The organism is Hyphomicrobium sp. (assembly GCF_035572195.1).
In the GTDB taxonomy this organism is placed as follows: domain Bacteria; phylum Pseudomonadota; class Alphaproteobacteria; order Rhizobiales; family Hyphomicrobiaceae; genus Hyphomicrobium_B.
In genome coordinates this window covers 1-16,272 of the sequence record NZ_DATNBA010000106.1, presented here as the reverse complement: position 1 = coordinate 16,272, position 16,272 = coordinate 1, and the positions used below count along the sequence as shown (strand labels likewise).

Genomic DNA, 16,272 nt, shown 5'->3' with positions numbered 1-16,272 from the left:
GGATATGAGATTGCTCATTCGCATTCTTCAACGTCTGGCTATCTTCGGCCTCGGCCTTTTAACCGTTTGGCTGGTCGCCTTTGTCTTTTTCGATTTTGCAGATCAGAAATTACCTTGGGCCCTGGCCGTTGGCGCGACATATGGAATAGCGGCATATATCATCTTTCCTTACGCCGTTCGCATGGGCCTCAAAATTCTTCACCGCCAGCGGTTGCCTCAATACACGACCACCGCCGATGGCCTTCCCGGAGACCCCGTCAACCTCGCGTTGGTCGGCACCTTCGAGCAGCTTCGCGCTGCATTCACGGCGGCCGGCTGGGTAGAGGCCGACCGGTTGGGCGCTGTAAGTTCCTGGCGCATGGCTCGCGCTTTCGTTTTCAACAAGCCTTATCCGACGGCCCCCTTCAGCACGCTTTATCTGTTCGGACGTCCCCAAGATGTTGGATTCGAGCAGGCAATCGACGATAGCCCGCGCAAACGGCATCATATACGCTTTTGGGGCAAGAGCCTCGTGCAGGCCCCCTCCGGAATTGATTCAGCGACTTTTTGGAACAACACCGACCGGCCGGATGGTGACGAGCGTGCAATCTGGGTGGGAGCAGGCACGAAAGACACCGGATTTTCCCTTACCAGATTGACCTTCCAGATCACCCACGCCACAGCTTCCGACACTAATGCCGAACGGTCTTTCGTTATCGCTGCATTAAGCGGATGTGAGGCCATCGGAGACGTGACTTTATATAAGCCCGGCGACCGATTGATAACCGAGCATGTCAACCATTACGTCACCGACGGCGAAGTGGCGATGGCTGACTTGGCGGATCGGCGTCAACAAACTTTTTCGGAATCTCCCTCTGCGAAAATGACTTTGCAGGATGGAAGCTCGCGCGTCGGCTGAAGACCGAGAGCCCGAACTGGCGACTCCGGCGGAGCCTCGGATCACCACCCACAAGACCGGCGCGACCAAGGAAAATCGCCTCGCGATTTTTCCCCGAGTCTTCGGGGTCCGCTTCCGCGGAGCCCGCCGCGAGCACCAGCGCTCCTGCGCAACCGGCCGGCTCGCGGAACGCGAGTCGGTTGCGCCAGAACAAAGAGCGCGGGGATACGAAATTTTGGCGGAGGTTTAATGCCTCGCCTTGGGCCGCCAGCAGACATCAACGACGCATAATGGGGCTAACGGTTTCGGGCCGAGAGCCTCCTCGGCCTTTTTGCCGCGCTAGCCCCCTTTGACATGGCGGTGAAGTCAATCTAACTACGACAAAGATGATCGGAGTTAGAAATGGCCCATATTTCCGCCGGCGTTGAATACGGCCTGCACTGCCTGCTCTATCTTGTTGAGCCGCGCGATTCAGAGCGTCATGCCAGCGCCCGCGATCTCGCTGATTTGCAGGGTGTCCCAGCCGAATTCGTCGCCAAGCTGTTCACGAAGTTGCAAAAGGCGCGCCTAGTCGTCGCCGCCGAGGGCGCACACGGCGGCTATCGCCTTGCCCGTCCGGCACACTCGATTAGCGTTCTCGATGTCGTCGTCGCGATCGACGGTGAAAAACCGCTTTTCGAATGTCGCGAGATCCGCAGCCGCTGCGCCATCTTTGATGGCGAACCTCCCGCATGGGCGACGCGAGGCGTGTGTTCCATACACGCCGTCATGCTGGAGGCAGCAGCTTGCACGCGGGAGGTTCTTGCCTCGCGCAGCCTTGCAGACATTGCACAAATCGTCACTTCCAAGGCCTCGGCTAGTTATCCCAAAGAGGTCACCAAGTGGCTCGCCGAAAGAACCGCGCGGCAGCGGCGTGCCACAACATCGAGCCCCAAGAGCGATGGAGAACTGTCATGAAGCACATGCACACCATGTCGACTTTGACCGCCGTGCTGGCGACATTTGCTATGCTCCCGAGCACTGCTTTTGCCGAAGCCCAATCGTCTGACACGATCAGGCCCGCTTTCCGCGCGGAAATCCCAAACATACCGGGCAAAACAATTTCCGCTGTCGTGGTTGACTATCCCCCGGGCGGCAAGACCTCGTCACACCACCACGCACCTTCGGCGTTCGTCACCGGTTACGTGCTGTCTGGATCGATCCGTAGCCAAGTGGACGATGGCAAGGTGCAAGTCTTTCATGCCGGAGAGCACTGGCACGAGCAACCCGGCGCCCACCACCCAATCAGTGAGAACGCAAGCGCGACCGAGCCTGCGAGACTGCTCGCCATTTTCGTCGCCGACAGCAGCGAAACCGAGCTGACCACTATCGATAAGAAGTGAACGCGCGCATGCGCAATGAGGGCACACGCAATCTCGTGCGGGCGGCGCTGAATGCCGGTGCCGCCCGTAATCTCGCCATGGTCGCATCCGTGGTGACGGGCAACGTATGCGTCCCCTAACTATCAGGACGGCAAAAAAAGATACTTCCGTGGCCGGCGCATTGGTTCTGGGATGCACAAAATTTCGAGGTGAAGGAGTTGTTCGGCGGTGGCGAGAACGCTGCTGCTTTCCGTACGATTGGAGCAGTATGCCAAAGTCCCTCTTTGTGTGGCCGCGGTCGTCGGCGATCGTCAACTATGGGTTTGCGGTGTTGTGTTTCGCCGCGACGTTCGCCGTTGTAAGCGTGTTGGACTACATGCTGATGGCCGCCCCGCCGGTCTCATTGTTTCTCTGTGCGATCATTATTGTAGCTTGGTATGCCGACCTCGGCCCGGCATTGCTGACGACAGCTCTCTCCGTTCTATCCTTCGGCTATTTCTACCTGCTTCCGCTTGGTTCGCTTTTGCTGGCCTCGAGGGATTTGCCGCGGATCATTTTGTTTGGAATAGCCGGAGTTATTATCGCGTCTGTAAGTGCAGCGCAAAGACGAACGGCGACCTCGCTTCGGCGCACGCGCGACGAGCTGCAAGATGCGCTTAACGATCTCAAGACCGTCAACGAGCGACTGGTGATCGAGAACCGCGTCGCGACGCTCGGAGAAATGAGCGCGTCGATAGCACATGAAGTCAATCAACCGCTTGCAGCTATCGTCACCCAGGGCGAAGCAAACCTTAGGTGGCTCAGTAAACCGCTTCCGGAAATGGAACAGGTGCACGTCGGGCTGAAGCAAATGATCAGCAACGCCAGGCGCGCTTCCAACGTCGTCAATCGAATTCGCGCACTCTCGCAGAAGAACATGTCGGAACGGGCTTTGCTCGATGTCAATGAGGTCATCAATGAGGTCATCAAACTGGTTGATCGAGAGATCGGAAACCACGAGGTCTCGCTGCGGGTAGAACTCGCAGCCGCCTTGCCCTTAGTGCTTGGCGATCGCGTTCAACTACAGCAGGTCATCATCAATATTGTGATCAACGGCATACAAGCCGTGGCAAACGTGGACAATCGCGCACGTAGCCTATTGATCCGTTCAATCCGCGATCAAGCTGATCACGTGGTGGTCTCAGTGCAAGATTCCGGCATAGGTATCGATACAGAGAATGTGAACAGACTGTTCGAACCATTTTACACCACCAAGTCGCAGGGGACGGGTATGGGCCTATCGATTTGCCGTTCAATCATCGAGGCTCACGGCGGCCGCATCTGGGCGTCCAGCAACAGCGGCGCGGGAGCGACCTTCTATTTCGCTTTGCCGTCGCATCGGGAACCAACCCATGATCCGAAGGAGCCGAGCACCAAAGTCTAGGTTCCGGTAGCCTTGCCACGAATGTCTCCGCTTCAGATGATGCGCTAACGGCGTCGCGTCGCGTCGAGCCCTCGCGGAGTTTACCCACCGCAGCCCGCCACAAGCCCGGCGCGGGCGGCCGGCTCGCGGAACGCGAGTCGCTCGCGCCAAAGATCAAAGCGGAATGTTGTCGTGCTTCTTCCAGGGATTTTCGAGCGTCTTGTTGCGCAGCATGTTGAGGGCGCGGCAGAGGCGCTTGCGCGTCGTGGACGGCTTGATGACCTCGTCGATGTAGCCGCGTTCGGCGGCAACGAATGGGTTCGCGAACCGCTCTTTATATTCGTCGATGCGCGCCTGGATTTTCGCGGCGTCGCCAAGCTCGGCGCGATAGAGAATTTCGACCGCGCCCTTGGCTCCCATCACCGCGATCTCGGCGGTCGGCCAGGCGTAGTTCACGTCGCCGCGGATGTGCTTCGAACTCATCACGTCATAGGCGCCGCCGTAGGCCTTGCGCGTGATGACCGTGACTTTCGGCACCGTCGCCTCGGCGTAGGCAAAGAGAAGTTTGGCACCGTGCTTGATCAGGCCGCCGTATTCCTGCGCCGTCCCCGGCAGGAAGCCCGGCACATCGACAAACGTGATCAGCGGAATTTCGAAGCAGTCGCAGAAGCGCACGAAGCGCGCCGCTTTCCGCGACGCATCTGAATCGAGCACGCCAGCCAGCACCATCGGCTGGTTGGCAATGATGCCGACGGTGCGGCCTTCCATGCGTGCGAAGCCCGTCACGATGTTCTTCGCGAACGCTTCCTGGATTTCAAAGAAGTCGGCCTCGTCGACGACCTTGAGGATCAGTTCCTTGATGTCGTACGGCTTGTTCGGATTGTCGGGGATCAGCGTGTCGAGCGACGTGTCGATGCGCTCCGGGTCATCCTCTGTCTGAATGGTCGGCACGCCGGTCTTGTTGCTTGATGGTAGGAAGTCCATCAGGCGGCGCATCTGCAGCAGCGCCTCGAGGTCGTTTTCGTAGGCCCGGTCGGCAATCGACGACTTCGTCGTGTGCACCCTGGCGCCGCCGAGTTCTTCGGCCGTGACGGTCTCGTTCGTCACCGTCTTGACGACGTCGGGACCCGTCACGAACATGTAGCTCGTATCTTTGACCATGAAGATGAAATCGGTCATCGCCGGCGAATAGACGTCGCCGCCGGCGCACGGACCCATGATGACGGAGATCTGCGGAATGACGCCGGACGCCAACACGTTGCGCTGAAACACTTCACCGTAGCCGCCGAGTGCGTCGACGCCTTCCTGAATGCGCGCGCCGCCGGCGTCGAAGAGGCCGACGATCGGCGAGCGGTTCTTCAGCGCCATGTCCTGGATCTTCATGATCTTCTTGGCGTGCGCTTCCGACAACGAACCGCCCATCACGGTGAAGTCCTTCGCGAACACGTAGACGACGCGGCCGTTGATCGTGCCCCAGCCGGTCACGACGCCGTCGCCCGGTACCTTTGTCTTCTCCATGCCGAAGTCGGTGCAGCGGTGCTCGACGTACATGTCGAATTCTTCGAACGAGTCCTCGTCCATCAGCAGCTCGATGCGCTCGCGTGCCGTCAGTTTGCCTTTTGTGTGCTGCGCGCTGATGCGCCCCGGGCCGCCGCCAAGACGGGCGTTGGCGCGACGCTCTTCGAGCTCGGCGATGATATCCTTCATAGAGCTGCCACCCTGCTGAACGTGATGCTGAAAGGGCTCTCTAGCATGGCGCAGGTTGAGCGCAAACGACCAGATGTCGCGAACTGGACCGGCGCGCAGCAACAGCGCTTTGCTGAAGCGAAATGGCACTCAAAGCGCCGCTGGCGGCGATATGAAGCGCTGATTGAGATCGGCGATCTTAACCTCGATGAAACCGGCGCCTGCGATCGGTTCGATCATCGCCGACCGGACACGCGCACCGGCCCAGGGCAGCGTCCTGGCGATGAAGTCGGCGATCGGATCGGCGATGACCCGCTTGGCCCCGATGGTCTTCATGTGCCGCTCGGCATCGGGGCGGCTGGCAAACACGCGCAGCACATCGCCCGAACCCGGTTTCGGCGTGGCGGGCGTCAACATCAATCCATCGTCGTCGCCGATGAGAAAAACTTCGCCCCGGCCGCGCGCCGCGTTCACGTAGGCCTGCACGGCCTCGACCTTGAGCCGAATTTGGAGATCGCGCGGATCGACTTCCGCCTCTATCGGATCGGCGACCCAATCGGTGCCGACGAGGCCCTTTGCCGTGGCGATGCCGGGTAGAATGTCGGCGGCAAAGGTTGTGAGCGGAATATCCTGAAGATCGGTATTGCCGGCCAGCGCCTCGGCCCAGCGCCCGGCTTCGATCGGGCTCGACCAGAAGAGCTGCACGGTGCGGCCGGCGATTTTCTGCGATGCGACCGAGGCGTTCTCTTCGTCCGCCAGGGTCAGTACGCGCCCTTCGCTGACGGCGCGGCGGATAAACCGGTCACGTTGCGCAAGTTCCGGGATGCGCGGCATGTGCAGCATGGGGACCAGTCCCGAGCCCGAATCAGTTTGCCGAAGTTTCTCCCGGAATGGCCTTCGCGGGCAAGCCGTATGCGTTACGTGTGGAGCAACTTCAGAAAACGGCAGGCCGCGTCGAACTCGGCGCGCCGCGCCCGCCGCCGGACGGCCGCTTCGGCATCCTCGCCCCAAAGGCCGATCTGATAATCCTCATCGACGTGTGCCGCTGCCCATGCAGCGTCCGGACTGAGCTGCCCGCGCGCCAGCGCAAGAGCCAAAAATGCTGAACCCGTCAGCGTCGTCAGCACGTGCAACCCGGTCAGGCGAAAAGCCTCGAGGGGCGTAAGCGCCGCCGCAAAAGCCGCAAGCGTCTCGCCCGGCTGCTCCACGGGCATGACGCCCGAAACAACCTTCAGCGGGGCACCGAGCGTCGCTTCGGCCGCGGCGATGATCGGGTCCCAGTATTTCGACTGCAGTTTTGCCAGCGCTTCCGGCGCCTCGGCCCGGTAGCAGAGAAGATCACGACCGGCGTAGGCCGCGATATCGGCGGCGACGGCCTCGCGCGCATCGTCGACGGCATCGATTGCCGTATTCGCAAAGCGCGTCAGCGGCATCCGCGCCGGATTGATTAGCGCTTCCTGTGCCCGCCACTCGTCGGCGATTGCCTCTGCGAGCCGCCGCGTCGGCACTTGCAAAGTTCGCTTCTTCGGCGTCTTCACCGGCTTGCCGTCGAGCAGAATACCGAACGGCGGACCGTCGCTGATGCTCGCATCTTTATAGAAGCGGCGGGCAAGCGGCTTCGCCAATGTATCTGTGATGACGCGCGGCGGGGCGCCCGATGCACGACCCGGCCCAGCGCTACCCGGGCCGTCCTTGGGCTGGTCGTCGCTCATGCCGTGCAGCTCGCACTCAGCACATCGTCAAGCGCCGCCGGCAGATCTTCGAAGCGTTCGACGATCACCTTGGCCCCGGCGCCCGTCAGCTCTGCAACGGTGTGGTAACCCCACGCAACGCCGATGGCACAGGCACCGGCCGCCCGCGCCATTTCGATATCGTAGGACGTATCGCCGACCATGACCGTCGAAGCCGGCGCGGCGCCGGTCTCCCGCATTGCCTCGAGCAGCATCGACGGATGCGGTTTCGACGGATGATCGTCCGCAGTCTGTATCGTCGCGAAACTCTTGTGCCAGCCTTCGCGGTCGAACAGCCTATCGATGCCGCGCCGCGATTTGCCAGTCGCTATCCCGAGAAGATGTTCTTTCAGATCGGCGAGATGCGCGATCGTTTCCTTGGCCTGCGGGAACAGGATATCCATCTCCGAGGGATCGCTTTTCAGTTCGCGGAAGGCCGCCTTATAGCGCTCGCCGAGTTCAACGCGCGTCGCGTATTCGGCCTCGGGTGCCAAGGCCGAAAAAGCCTCGGGAAGCGACAAGCCCACGACGGCGAGTGTCCGCTCGCGCGCCGGCGGTATCATCCGCAGCGACGTGAACGCATGCTCCATCGACAGAATGATGCCAGCCTGGCTGTCGACGATCGTTCCGTCGCAATCAAAAACGACCAATCTCATGCAGCTTTTCTAGCACGCGACCGGCGCGATGCAAATTTGGCGGCCGGGCCGCACGGTAAGAAGTGCCCGCGCTCAATTGTCATCCTCGGGCTTGTCCCGAAAAACCATTGGCCCACAAGCACCGGAGTTTGTTGAACGACGAATCTTCGGCATAAAGCCGAGAATGACAGTAGTAGCTTGGCGGCTCAGTCGAACTTGCCGATGTCGAAACCGAGCAGGTCCCACGTCGCCGCCATGTGCGGCGGCAGCGGTGCAGTGACGTCGATCGGCCGCCCGGTTTTGGGATGCGGAATGACGAGACGCCTGGCGTGCAGGTGAAGCTTCTTCTCCATGTTCTCGGCCGGCATGTCGACGTCGCCTTCGTACTTGTTGTCGCCCACGATCGGATGGCCAATGAGATGCATGTGGGCGCGCAGCTGATGCTGGCGGCCGGTCACGGGCTTCAGCGACACCCATGATGCTTTGCGCGCCGCCCTATCGATGACGGAATAATGCGTCGTCGCATGCATGGCGCGGTCCTGCTCGCCGGGCTGGGCCTTGCGAACCTTATCGCCGTCCGGGCCTGAAGCTTTGACCAGCGCTGCCTCGATCTTTCCTTGCGGCGGCTTCGGTACGCCTTTGACGAGCGCCCAATACGTCTTTGCCGCCGAGCGCGTCTGAAACGTCCGTCCAAGTCGCGAAGCGGCCTCGCGCGTTTTAGCGACGAGCAGCACGCCCGTCGTGTCACGGTCGAGTCGATGGACGAGGCGTGGGCGTTCGCCACCGAAACGATCGCTCATACCTTCGAGCATGCCGTCGATGTGTTTCTTCGTCCCCGTTCCACCTTGCACCGCCAGGCCGAACGGCTTGTTCAAAACGAGCACCGTTTCGTCTTCGTAGATGATCATCTTTTCGATCGCGTCGCGGTCGCCCTTCGAGACGCCGGGCGGGGCTTGCAATCCGGGGCCCGCTTTTTTCGGCTGACGCACGACCGAGGGAACGCGGATTTCCGACCCGGCAGTCAAGCGATCGTTGGCCTGGGCGCGCTTGGAATCGACGCGTATCTGACCGGACCGCAACAGCTTCTGCAGATAAGTGTAGCCGACCTCGGGAAAGTGCACGCGGAACCAGCGGTCGAGCCGCATGTCGGCCTCGCCGTCGCCAACCCGGATCGCTTCTACTTTAGCAGGGATCGTCATGCCAATACCCAGCGCGATACCCAGAGACCGGCGAACACCGCAAACAGGCTCAAGACGACGGAGGCCAGAACATAACCGAACGCGGCGCTCATCTCGCCCCGTTCGTAGAGCGTCGCGAATTCGAGCGAGAAGGCAGAGAACGTCGTGTAGCCACCGAGGATGCCGGTCGCCAGGAATACGCGAAGCTCATTGGAGGCATTGTAGCGGAGCGCCAGCACCTCGATCAGGACACCCATCAGAAAGGAACCCGTTATGTTGATCGTTAGCGTCGCCCACGGAAATTCGATGAAGCCGTGGTGCGCAAACGCCCTGTTGACCAAAAATCGAATGCCGGCGCCGATGGCGCCGCCGCCCGAAGCGAGCAAGAGCAGCTTCATGAGATGTCCCTGAATTCCTGTAGCGCGATGCTATAGCGCCCGGACGCGGACAAAGAAAGCCGCCACCGGCCCGGCCGATTAACGCCGGTCATGCGGCCCGCACCAGCCGGGCAGATAGGACGCCGCACTGCTTTTGGCAAACGCAAGCGCCTGCTCCAAGGCAGTGTCAGGATCGTCCTTGATGGTCTTGGAATCTACGCGGCGGCGCAGCGCATCGGCCCAAAGGAATTCGCTGAAAGGAGTGGTATCTTTTGCATAGCCGCCGGCGAACCGCAGCTCGCCCGCAAGGCTGCGATAAGGATCGTCTTCCATATGAGCAACGGTCTTCGGCAAACTCGTCCGCGGCTGGCGAACGCCGTCGGCGTCGAAGGGGTGCATCCAACCTCGATTGTCGAGAAAGGTCCAGAACTCGTCTTTCTCGAGCGCACGAAGATCGGCCACCGTTGTGGTCAGAACCTCTTTCACGCCCTCCTCGTAAAGTGCTCGCGCCAAGTGATGGTGGTCGACGACGTAGTTCCGGCTTTTCGGCCCACGTACTACCGGGATCATGTGCCGCCCGAGAAATCCGCCGGTTTTCGAGACGTCGAGCGTGCGCCATTCTTTGCGTTTCTGTTCGACCTCGCGCATCCCGACCGTCATTTGCGTCGGCCGCAGATCGGCAATGTCAACGGAATGCAACAGCGGAGACTGCGCGTGCCCTTGTGGGTCTGCCATCGTAATCATCCTTACTGACTAAGAACGACGATTGCGTTCGGCGCGCAGCTTCGCCCAGTAATCGAGACGCTTCTTTATCTCGCGCTCGAAGCCGCGCTCCAGCGGATCATAGAAATTCGGACGCTTCTTGAATTCGTCGGGAAAATAGTTCTGTCCTGAAAATGCATCCGGCTGGTCGTGATCGTAAAGGTAATCCGATCCGTAGCCTTCGTCTTCCATCAACTTGGTAGGGGCGTTAAGGATAGCCTTCGGCGGCGACAGTGATCCATGCTCCTTGGCGGCACGCATTGCCGCTTTGTAGGCGACATAGTTGGCGTTCGATTTCGGCGCGGTCGCCATGTAGACCGTGGCCTCCGCGATTGCGAGTTCACCTTCCGGGCTGCCCAGAAAATCGAATGCCTCTTTCGCCGCATTGGCGATGACGAGTGCCTGCGGATCGGCAAGTCCGATATCCTCGACCGCCATCCTGACGAGGCGCCGGGCGATGAACAGCCGGTCCTCACCGCCGTCGAGCATGCGGCAGAGATAATAAAGTGCGGCGTCGGGGTCGGAGCCGCGCACGGACTTATGCAGCGCCGAGATCAGGTTGTAGTGACCTTCACGCGATTTATCGTAGAGCGGCGCGCGCCGCTGCACGAGCCGCACGAGCGCTTCGCGATCGAGTGCTTTGCCATTCGCCGGCACGGCTGCGAACACATCCTCGGCGAGATTGAAGATGGCGCGGCCGTCGCCGTCGGCCATACCTTTGAGGGCTTCGCGAGCGTCGGCGTCGAGCGGCAGCGGCCGCTCCATCTCCGCTTCGGCCCGTTTCAACAAAATCTCAAGCGTCGCATCGTCGAGCCTATTGAGCGTCAGAACACTGGCTCGCGACAGAAGCGCGGCGTTGAGTTCGAAGGACGGGTTTTCGGTCGTCGCGCCGACGAGCGTGATCGTGCCGTCTTCCATGTGCGGCAGGAATGAATCCTGCTGCGAACGATTGAAGCGATGAATTTCGTCGATGAAGAGCAGCGTGCCCTTGCCTTGCTCGCGCTGCACCTTGGCGCGCTCGAAGGCCTTCCTGAGTTCCGCGACGCCGGAGAAGATCGCCGAAAGCTGCTCGAATGCAAGGTGCGTCTCGCCCGCCAGCAGCCGCGCGATCGTCGTTTTGCCGGACCCAGGCGGGCCCCAGAAAATGAGACTGGGCACACGGCCGGTCTTCAGCATCCGCGTCAGCGTTCCGTCGGGGCCGACGATGTGGTCCTGGCCCATCACCTCGGCGAGCGACTTTGGCCGCAGCCGATCGGCCAGCGGACGCGGCGCACCCTTCTCTAATCCCGCTGCTTCGAAAAGATTGGCCATCGGCCGCCACTATAGAGGCCCCGCCCAACCGTTCCTAGCCGACGTACGCTGCGGATAACCGCGGCATCACGCCCGCACGGCGACGTTGACAGTTTTCGCCGGGCCCGATGAGGCGCCAGAGAGATCGGTGACCGTCACGTCGAATTTCGCCGTCTCCGCATCCGAACCGTCATGGGCGAAGTAGACGCGCCCGCTCTCGAGATCGGCCTGCGAGAAGCTGTTGACCGGCTCTTTGGATCTCGTGCCGAGGGCCACGAAACCGTTCGCCGCATTCGAGATTTCAAACGTCAGGTCCTCAGCCTTGTCATCGGGATCGAGGGCATTGAGATCGGCGAGCGTGATCCGCACCGAGCGGCCCTTCGAAACGGTGAGGTCGAGATCACCGCCAATCGAGGGTGGAATGTTGCGCACCTGAGCCGTGAGCTCGCCACCCTCCTCCATCGACAGGCGGCCGTATTTGATCGTCCCCGATGCGACACCCGTGCTCTTGATCGCGATCAACTGCGACACGCGGACATCGCCCTGCAGCGTGCCATGAATTTCTGCGTTGTCGGATTTGATCTTCCCGAAGAGTTTGCCGCCCTCTTGGACAACAACTTCGGAAGCGGTAACGCCGCCTTCGACGTAACCCCAGATTTCAACCCGGCGACCGCTTTTGACGTCGCCTTTCAGCACGGCGCCTTCGCCGATGATCAGTACACCCCGGTTGTCGGACATCGGCGAACTCCCGTTACGCAAACATGACTACAGGCAGCGTCGGCCACGATTTTGTCAGCTTTCCGACTGCCCGGCCGCCCTGCAGTCAGGCGATACCGGTTAACCCTATTCCGCCCTTGCCACGCGCCTGGATGGCCGAATTAGGCCCGGGTATGGAGTGAGAACGTTTTGCTCGCGTGTCGACACAATTCTGCGCCGCGGCGGCCATCCAGGGCCCCGCAAAGGAATTGTGACGGCATTGCCGGCCGACTCGACGAAGGAGAGTCGGCATGCCAGCCAAAGAATCCGCGTCAGCCCGGCACGCGAAGTTGCACGACGCGGTTGCCGCGCTTCACCGAGATTTGCCAAAGCCTCTGGCGCTCGGAGAGTGCTTTCTCGGCGTCGATCACGGTGTCTATTTTCTTGTCGCCGACGGCGACGATAATGTCGCCCGGCTGGAACCCGAGGGTCTGGGCCGCCGAACCGCTTCTGACCGATGTCACGGCCACACCCTCTGTCTCGTCAATTCCCAACTCGTCGGCGATGGATGGCAGAATGTTCGATATCCTCGCGCCATCGAGCGGATTGTTGCCGGAGATATTTCTGGCGTCGTCCTTACCGGGCTTGGGCGCCGCAATCAGCGGAAGCGCAACATCGACCGGCTGCCCCTTGCGTATCGCGGTCAGGCGCGTCGTCTGGCCGACGCCCTTTGTCGTCAGCCGGTAGTACACGGCCCGCGCGTCTGCAACCTCGACGCCGTCGACATGCGTGATGACGTCGCCCTCTTTGAGGCCCGCGTTGGCCGCCGGGCCCTTGTCGTAAAGGCGGGTCACGACCGCACCGGTGATGCGATTGAGACCCAGGCCCTCGGCAATGTCGTGCGTCATCCCTTCGAGTTTTGCGCCGATCCACGGCCGCTCGACCTTGCGCCCGTTCGCGGCGCTTTCGGCGTACACGCGGACCAGGTTCGACGGGATCGCGAACCCGATGCCGACCGAGCCGCCCGATTGCGAGTAGATCATCGTATTGATGCCGACCAGCCGCCCTGCCATGTCGACGAGCGCGCCTCCGGAATTGCCCGGATTGATGGCGGCATCAGTCTGGATGAAAACTTGACTGTCGGATTCGGCGACTTCCGATCGCGACAGCGCCGAGACGATGCCGCTCGTGACGGTCTGACCAACGCCGAACGGATTACCGATCGCAAGAACCAGGTCGCCGACTTCGAGGCTGTCGGAGTCATCGAATTGAAGATACGGAAAATTGCCGTCGCCGCCTTCGATCTTCAGAACGGCGATATCGGCCTTCTCGTCCTGCGCGATCAGCTTGGCGTCGAACTCGCGCTTGTCGGAGAGCGCCACTCTGATTTCAGTCGCACCGCGCGCCTTGACGACGTGGTTGTTCGTTACGATCAGCCCTTGCGGATTGATGATCACGCCGGAGCCGAGTGAATTCATGACTCGCTCTGTCGGCTGACCGAAGGCTTTGCCGAAGAAGTGCTGGAAAAAGGGATCGTTCGCGAATGGCGAGTTGAACGTCTGGACGCGGCTGCGGACGTAGACGTTGACGACGGCAGGCGCCACCTTGTGCACGATCGGTGCGTACGAATATTGCACAGCTGCGCGCGACGGCGGCGGCAACTTCTCTTCGGCAGACGTCACAGTCGTCAGGTGCAGCAGAACCGGCGCGAATGCGCCTGCGCAAACAGCGGCTGCAAGGGCCAAGATCCAATTCTTCTTCATGATGATGTGTGCTCGCCGATAGGCGCCGCGCTCGGGCACCGGGAGATTGGTCGCGTCGATCTGGTCGACTCGGGGCAAAAGTAAGGGCGGAGCGCCCGCTAGATCAACCTAAGGTCTCGTAATGATCGGACTGCCGCCGTCACAGCCTCGTCGGCACTTCTGAGGGTGAGCCCCAACTCCGCCTTAGCCCGCGCGTTGGCATAATCCTTCATCTCGCCAAGCTCCGGCAGGATCGTTCGCATCCGCTTGTCGACGAGCGCGAGGGCCCTGACGGCAATGTCCGGTAGCTGGAACTTCGGTGCTTTCGACTTGAGGTCGGGCAGTTCGCGGACCATGACGCGGCCGAGGTCATAAAGTCCGAGCTGACCCTCGCCGATCAGATACCGTTGGCCTGCCGCTTCCGGACGGAACGCAGCCTCGACGTGAGCTGCGGCAACATCGCGCACGTCGACGACCGGGAAGCGTATGCGGGGAACGGCCGGATAAACGCCGCGCGCCATCAGGCGATAAAGTTCGTGCGACGTCGAAAGATCGGCATCGAGTGCCGGGCCTTGCACGAAACACGGATTTATGACGGCGAGTTCCGGCGCGCCGGGCGTCGACTTGACGAATTGCCATGCGGCTTTCTCGGCGATCGTCTTCGACTTGATATAGGGCGTGAGGTCGGCGCGCGTCTCATCGGTGAAATCCGATTCCGAATAGATATGCCCGGCCGGCAATCCGCTGCCATAGAAGATCGCGACGCTCGACGACGTGAGCACGACGCGCTTCACGCCCGCCCGCGCCGCCGCCTTGAGCACGCGAAGCGTTCCGTCACGCGCCGGCCGGATGACATCATCAGGATCGGTGGGCTGCTGAATTGGGAACGGCGAGGCCGTGTGGACGACGACAGCACTGCCGGCGACGGCGTCATCCCATCCCGCGTCGGCAAGAAGATCGGCAACGACGAAAGTGACGCCGGCCGGATCGCAGCCGAGCCGCGTCACCGCACGGCGCACGTCCTCGGCCTTGTTCATCCGCCGCAGCGTCGCGCGTACGCTATGCCCCCGCCGCACGAGCTCGCCGATGATGTGCTTGGCGATGAGTCCGGTGGCGCCCGTCACGACAACCGGTGGGTTCGAAGGCATGCTCTGACCCCTGCGGCTTGCGCTCCCCGAGAGGGCGCGCGCTTAGCCGGGATAGTCACGCGAAATGCCGCCAAAAGGCAACGGGGTTGAAGCGGCCGGCGCGGTCTCTAAAGCAAAACCCCGGCGATTTGGGCGCCGGGGTTTTTCAATTTTGGAACGACTTGCCGCCTGAACGTATCAGCCGGAGCTCGCCTGCTCGGCGACCTTCGCTTCGTGGCGGGCCCGATCTTCGGCGCCCTTGACGGTCGTGTCGCGGTCGACGAGTTCGATGACGGCGCGCGGAGAGGCATCGCCATAGCGGAAACCGGCCTTCAGCACACGCGTGTAGCCGCCGGCGCGCGTCTTATAACGGGGGCCCAGCACGTCGAAAAGTTTCTTGACCATGTCCTCGTCGCGTAACCGTGCGGCGGCGAGGCGGCGTGAATTGAGATCACCACGCTTCGCGAGCGTGATGTACTTGTCGACGACGCGCTTCAGGTCTTTCGCCTTGGGCAGCGTCGTGATGATCTGTTCGTGCTTGATGAGGGCCGCGGCCATATTCGAGAACATCGCCTGGCGATGACCAACATGGCGGCCGAAACGCCGGCCGAGTTTCTTGTGTCGCATCGTGTCTTCATCCTTACATTGTTGGCCCGCCGCGAAACGCTGCAGGCTTGAAGTTACCGTTGGCTTTCGCCTTTACGGTTCGGCGCGGGAGGTTCTATGGCCTCACCTTCGCCTTGGTATTCCCTCTCCCCTTGGGGAGAGGGCTAGCGCGGGGGGCGTAAACTGCCCCTCATCCGCCCCTTCGGGGCACCTTCTCCCCAAGGGGAGAAGGAATTCCTCAATACTGGTCTTCGAACCGCTTCGCCAGCTCGTCGATGTTGTCCGGCGGCCAGTTCGGCACTTCCATGCCGAGATGCAGACCCATCGTCGCCAGAACTTCCTTGATCTCGTTGAGCGACTTGCGGCCGAAGTTCGGCGTGCGGAGCATTTCCGCTTCCGTCTTCTGGATCAGGTCGCCGATGTAGACGATGTTATCGTTCTTCAGACAATTGGCCGAACGCACCGACAGCTCGAGCTCGTCGACCTTTTTGAGCAGTGCAGCGTTGAATGCCAGTTCCGGATGGCGCTGTTCTTCCTGTGCCTTCTTCGGCTCTTCGAAGTTGATGAAGACGGCCAGCTGATCCTGCAGAATGCGGGCGGCGAGCGCCACGGCGTCCTCGGGGCGGATCGAGCCGTCGGTTTCAACGACCATTGTCAGCTTGTCGTAATCGAGGATCTGGCCTTCGCGCGTATTCTCGACCTTGTAGGAAACCTTCTTGACCGGCGAATAGAGACTATCGACCGGGATCAGACCGATCGGCGCGTCCTCGGGACGGTTGCGGTCGGAAGCAACGTAGCCCTTG

17 protein-coding genes are annotated in these 16,272 nt (G+C 61.3%); 4 read left to right on the top strand and 13 right to left on the bottom strand.

Translation table 11 applies throughout. From position 1 onward, the window contains the following. Window positions 1-4 precede the first annotated feature (4 nt). The 4 genes from VN623_RS08850 (at window position 5) to VN623_RS08835 (ending at window position 3,661) form a co-directional block, all read left to right on the top strand. Window positions 5-898, top strand: coding sequence for an LssY C-terminal domain-containing protein (locus VN623_RS08850; protein ID WP_325570193.1), 894 nt, complete (start codon window positions 5-7; stop codon window positions 896-898). Window positions 899-1,279: 381 nt separating this feature from the next. Beyond that, a complete protein-coding gene (locus VN623_RS08845; protein ID WP_325570191.1) occupies window positions 1,280-1,834 on the top strand; it encodes an Rrf2 family transcriptional regulator in 555 nt (184 codons plus the stop codon). A 50-nt stretch (window positions 1,835-1,884) separates the two neighbouring features. Beyond that, on the top strand, window positions 1,885-2,259 hold the full coding sequence (locus tag VN623_RS08840) for a cupin domain-containing protein (RefSeq protein ID WP_414653194.1): 375 nt from the start codon (window positions 1,885-1,887) through the stop codon (window positions 2,257-2,259). 247 nt (window positions 2,260-2,506) lie between these two features. Continuing rightward, entirely contained in the window at window positions 2,507-3,661 is a 1,155-nt protein-coding gene (locus VN623_RS08835; protein ID WP_325570187.1) for a sensor histidine kinase, read from the top strand. Window positions 3,662-3,814: 153 nt separating this feature from the next. Here VN623_RS08835 and VN623_RS08830 read toward each other — a convergent pair whose 3' ends face one another. From VN623_RS08830 to VN623_RS08770, 13 genes are all read right to left on the bottom strand, one after another. Next, window positions 3,815-5,347, bottom strand: coding sequence for an acyl-CoA carboxylase subunit beta (locus VN623_RS08830; RefSeq protein ID WP_325570223.1), 1,533 nt, complete (start codon window positions 5,345-5,347; stop codon window positions 3,815-3,817). Window positions 5,348-5,476: 129 nt separating this feature from the next. Then, complete coding sequence (locus VN623_RS08825; protein WP_325570185.1) at window positions 5,477-6,169, bottom strand: DUF2750 domain-containing protein; 693 nt, start codon at window positions 6,167-6,169, stop codon at window positions 5,477-5,479. A 74-nt stretch (window positions 6,170-6,243) separates the two neighbouring features. Next, window positions 6,244-7,038: an ATP12 family chaperone protein gene (locus VN623_RS08820; protein ID WP_325570182.1), complete on the bottom strand. Its 795-nt coding sequence runs from the start codon at window positions 7,036-7,038 to the stop codon at window positions 6,244-6,246. Next, window positions 7,035-7,712, bottom strand: a complete 678-nt coding sequence (locus VN623_RS08815) for an HAD-IA family hydrolase (protein WP_325570180.1) — start codon at window positions 7,710-7,712, stop codon at window positions 7,035-7,037. Before VN623_RS08815 ends, VN623_RS08820 begins: the two co-directional genes overlap by 4 nt. Window positions 7,713-7,897: 185 nt before the next feature. Further along, the gene (locus VN623_RS08810) at window positions 7,898-8,890 is read right to left on the bottom strand and encodes an RluA family pseudouridine synthase (protein WP_325570178.1); all 993 of its coding nucleotides are present in this window, start codon (window positions 8,888-8,890) and stop codon (window positions 7,898-7,900) included. Then, entirely contained in the window at window positions 8,887-9,267 is a 381-nt protein-coding gene (gene crcB, locus VN623_RS08805) for a fluoride efflux transporter CrcB (RefSeq protein WP_325570176.1), read from the bottom strand. The genes VN623_RS08810 and crcB overlap by 4 nt, the downstream gene beginning before the upstream one ends. Window positions 9,268-9,345: 78 nt before the next feature. Beyond that, complete coding sequence (locus VN623_RS08800) at window positions 9,346-9,981, bottom strand: ParB-like protein (protein WP_325570174.1); 636 nt, start codon at window positions 9,979-9,981, stop codon at window positions 9,346-9,348. An 18-nt stretch (window positions 9,982-9,999) separates the two neighbouring features. Next, window positions 10,000-11,319, bottom strand: coding sequence for a replication-associated recombination protein A (locus VN623_RS08795; protein ID WP_325570172.1), 1,320 nt, complete (start codon window positions 11,317-11,319; stop codon window positions 10,000-10,002). Window positions 11,320-11,385: 66 nt separating this feature from the next. Then, window positions 11,386-12,036: a polymer-forming cytoskeletal protein gene (locus VN623_RS08790; protein ID WP_325570170.1), complete on the bottom strand. Its 651-nt coding sequence runs from the start codon at window positions 12,034-12,036 to the stop codon at window positions 11,386-11,388. 290 nt (window positions 12,037-12,326) lie between these two features. Then, a complete protein-coding gene (locus VN623_RS08785; protein ID WP_414653193.1) occupies window positions 12,327-13,760 on the bottom strand; it encodes a Do family serine endopeptidase in 1,434 nt (477 codons plus the stop codon). Window positions 13,761-13,855: 95 nt separating this feature from the next. Next, window positions 13,856-14,884, bottom strand: a complete 1,029-nt coding sequence (locus VN623_RS08780; RefSeq protein ID WP_325570167.1) for an aldehyde reductase — start codon at window positions 14,882-14,884, stop codon at window positions 13,856-13,858. A gap of 177 nt (window positions 14,885-15,061) precedes the next feature. Beyond that, a complete protein-coding gene (rplQ, locus tag VN623_RS08775) occupies window positions 15,062-15,490 on the bottom strand; it encodes a 50S ribosomal protein L17 (protein WP_325570165.1) in 429 nt (142 codons plus the stop codon). Window positions 15,491-15,707: 217 nt separating this feature from the next. Next, on the bottom strand, window positions 15,708-16,272 hold a 565-nt coding region (locus VN623_RS08770), incomplete at its 5' end, for a DNA-directed RNA polymerase subunit alpha (RefSeq protein ID WP_325570163.1).

Coding starts and splice junctions, on each gene's coding strand:
- VN623_RS08825 (WP_325570185.1), bottom strand. CDS start 6,169: ATGCTGCACATGCCGCGCATCCCGGAACTTGCGCAACGTGACCGGTTT.
- crcB (WP_325570176.1), bottom strand. CDS start 9,267: ATGAAGCTGCTCTTGCTCGCTTCGGGCGGCGGCGCCATCGGCGCCGGC.
- VN623_RS08790 (WP_325570170.1), bottom strand. CDS start 12,036: ATGTCCGACAACCGGGGTGTACTGATCATCGGCGAAGGCGCCGTGCTG.
- VN623_RS08800 (WP_325570174.1), bottom strand. CDS start 9,981: ATGGCAGACCCACAAGGGCACGCGCAGTCTCCGCTGTTGCATTCCGTT.
- VN623_RS08835 (WP_325570187.1), top strand. CDS start 2,507: ATGCCAAAGTCCCTCTTTGTGTGGCCGCGGTCGTCGGCGATCGTCAAC.
- VN623_RS08795 (WP_325570172.1), bottom strand. CDS start 11,319: ATGGCCAATCTTTTCGAAGCAGCGGGATTAGAGAAGGGTGCGCCGCGT.
- VN623_RS08840 (WP_414653194.1), top strand. CDS start 1,885: ATGCTCCCGAGCACTGCTTTTGCCGAAGCCCAATCGTCTGACACGATC.
- rplQ (WP_325570165.1), bottom strand. CDS start 15,490: ATGCGACACAAGAAACTCGGCCGGCGTTTCGGCCGCCATGTTGGTCAT.
- VN623_RS08820 (WP_325570182.1), bottom strand. CDS start 7,038: ATGAGCGACGACCAGCCCAAGGACGGCCCGGGTAGCGCTGGGCCGGGT.
- VN623_RS08850 (WP_325570193.1), top strand. CDS start 5: ATGAGATTGCTCATTCGCATTCTTCAACGTCTGGCTATCTTCGGCCTC.
- VN623_RS08810 (WP_325570178.1), bottom strand. CDS start 8,890: ATGACGATCCCTGCTAAAGTAGAAGCGATCCGGGTTGGCGACGGCGAG.
- VN623_RS08780 (WP_325570167.1), bottom strand. CDS start 14,884: ATGCCTTCGAACCCACCGGTTGTCGTGACGGGCGCCACCGGACTCATC.
- VN623_RS08830 (WP_325570223.1), bottom strand. CDS start 5,347: ATGAAGGATATCATCGCCGAGCTCGAAGAGCGTCGCGCCAACGCCCGT.
- VN623_RS08815 (WP_325570180.1), bottom strand. CDS start 7,712: ATGAGATTGGTCGTTTTTGATTGCGACGGAACGATCGTCGACAGCCAG.
- VN623_RS08845 (WP_325570191.1), top strand. CDS start 1,280: ATGGCCCATATTTCCGCCGGCGTTGAATACGGCCTGCACTGCCTGCTC.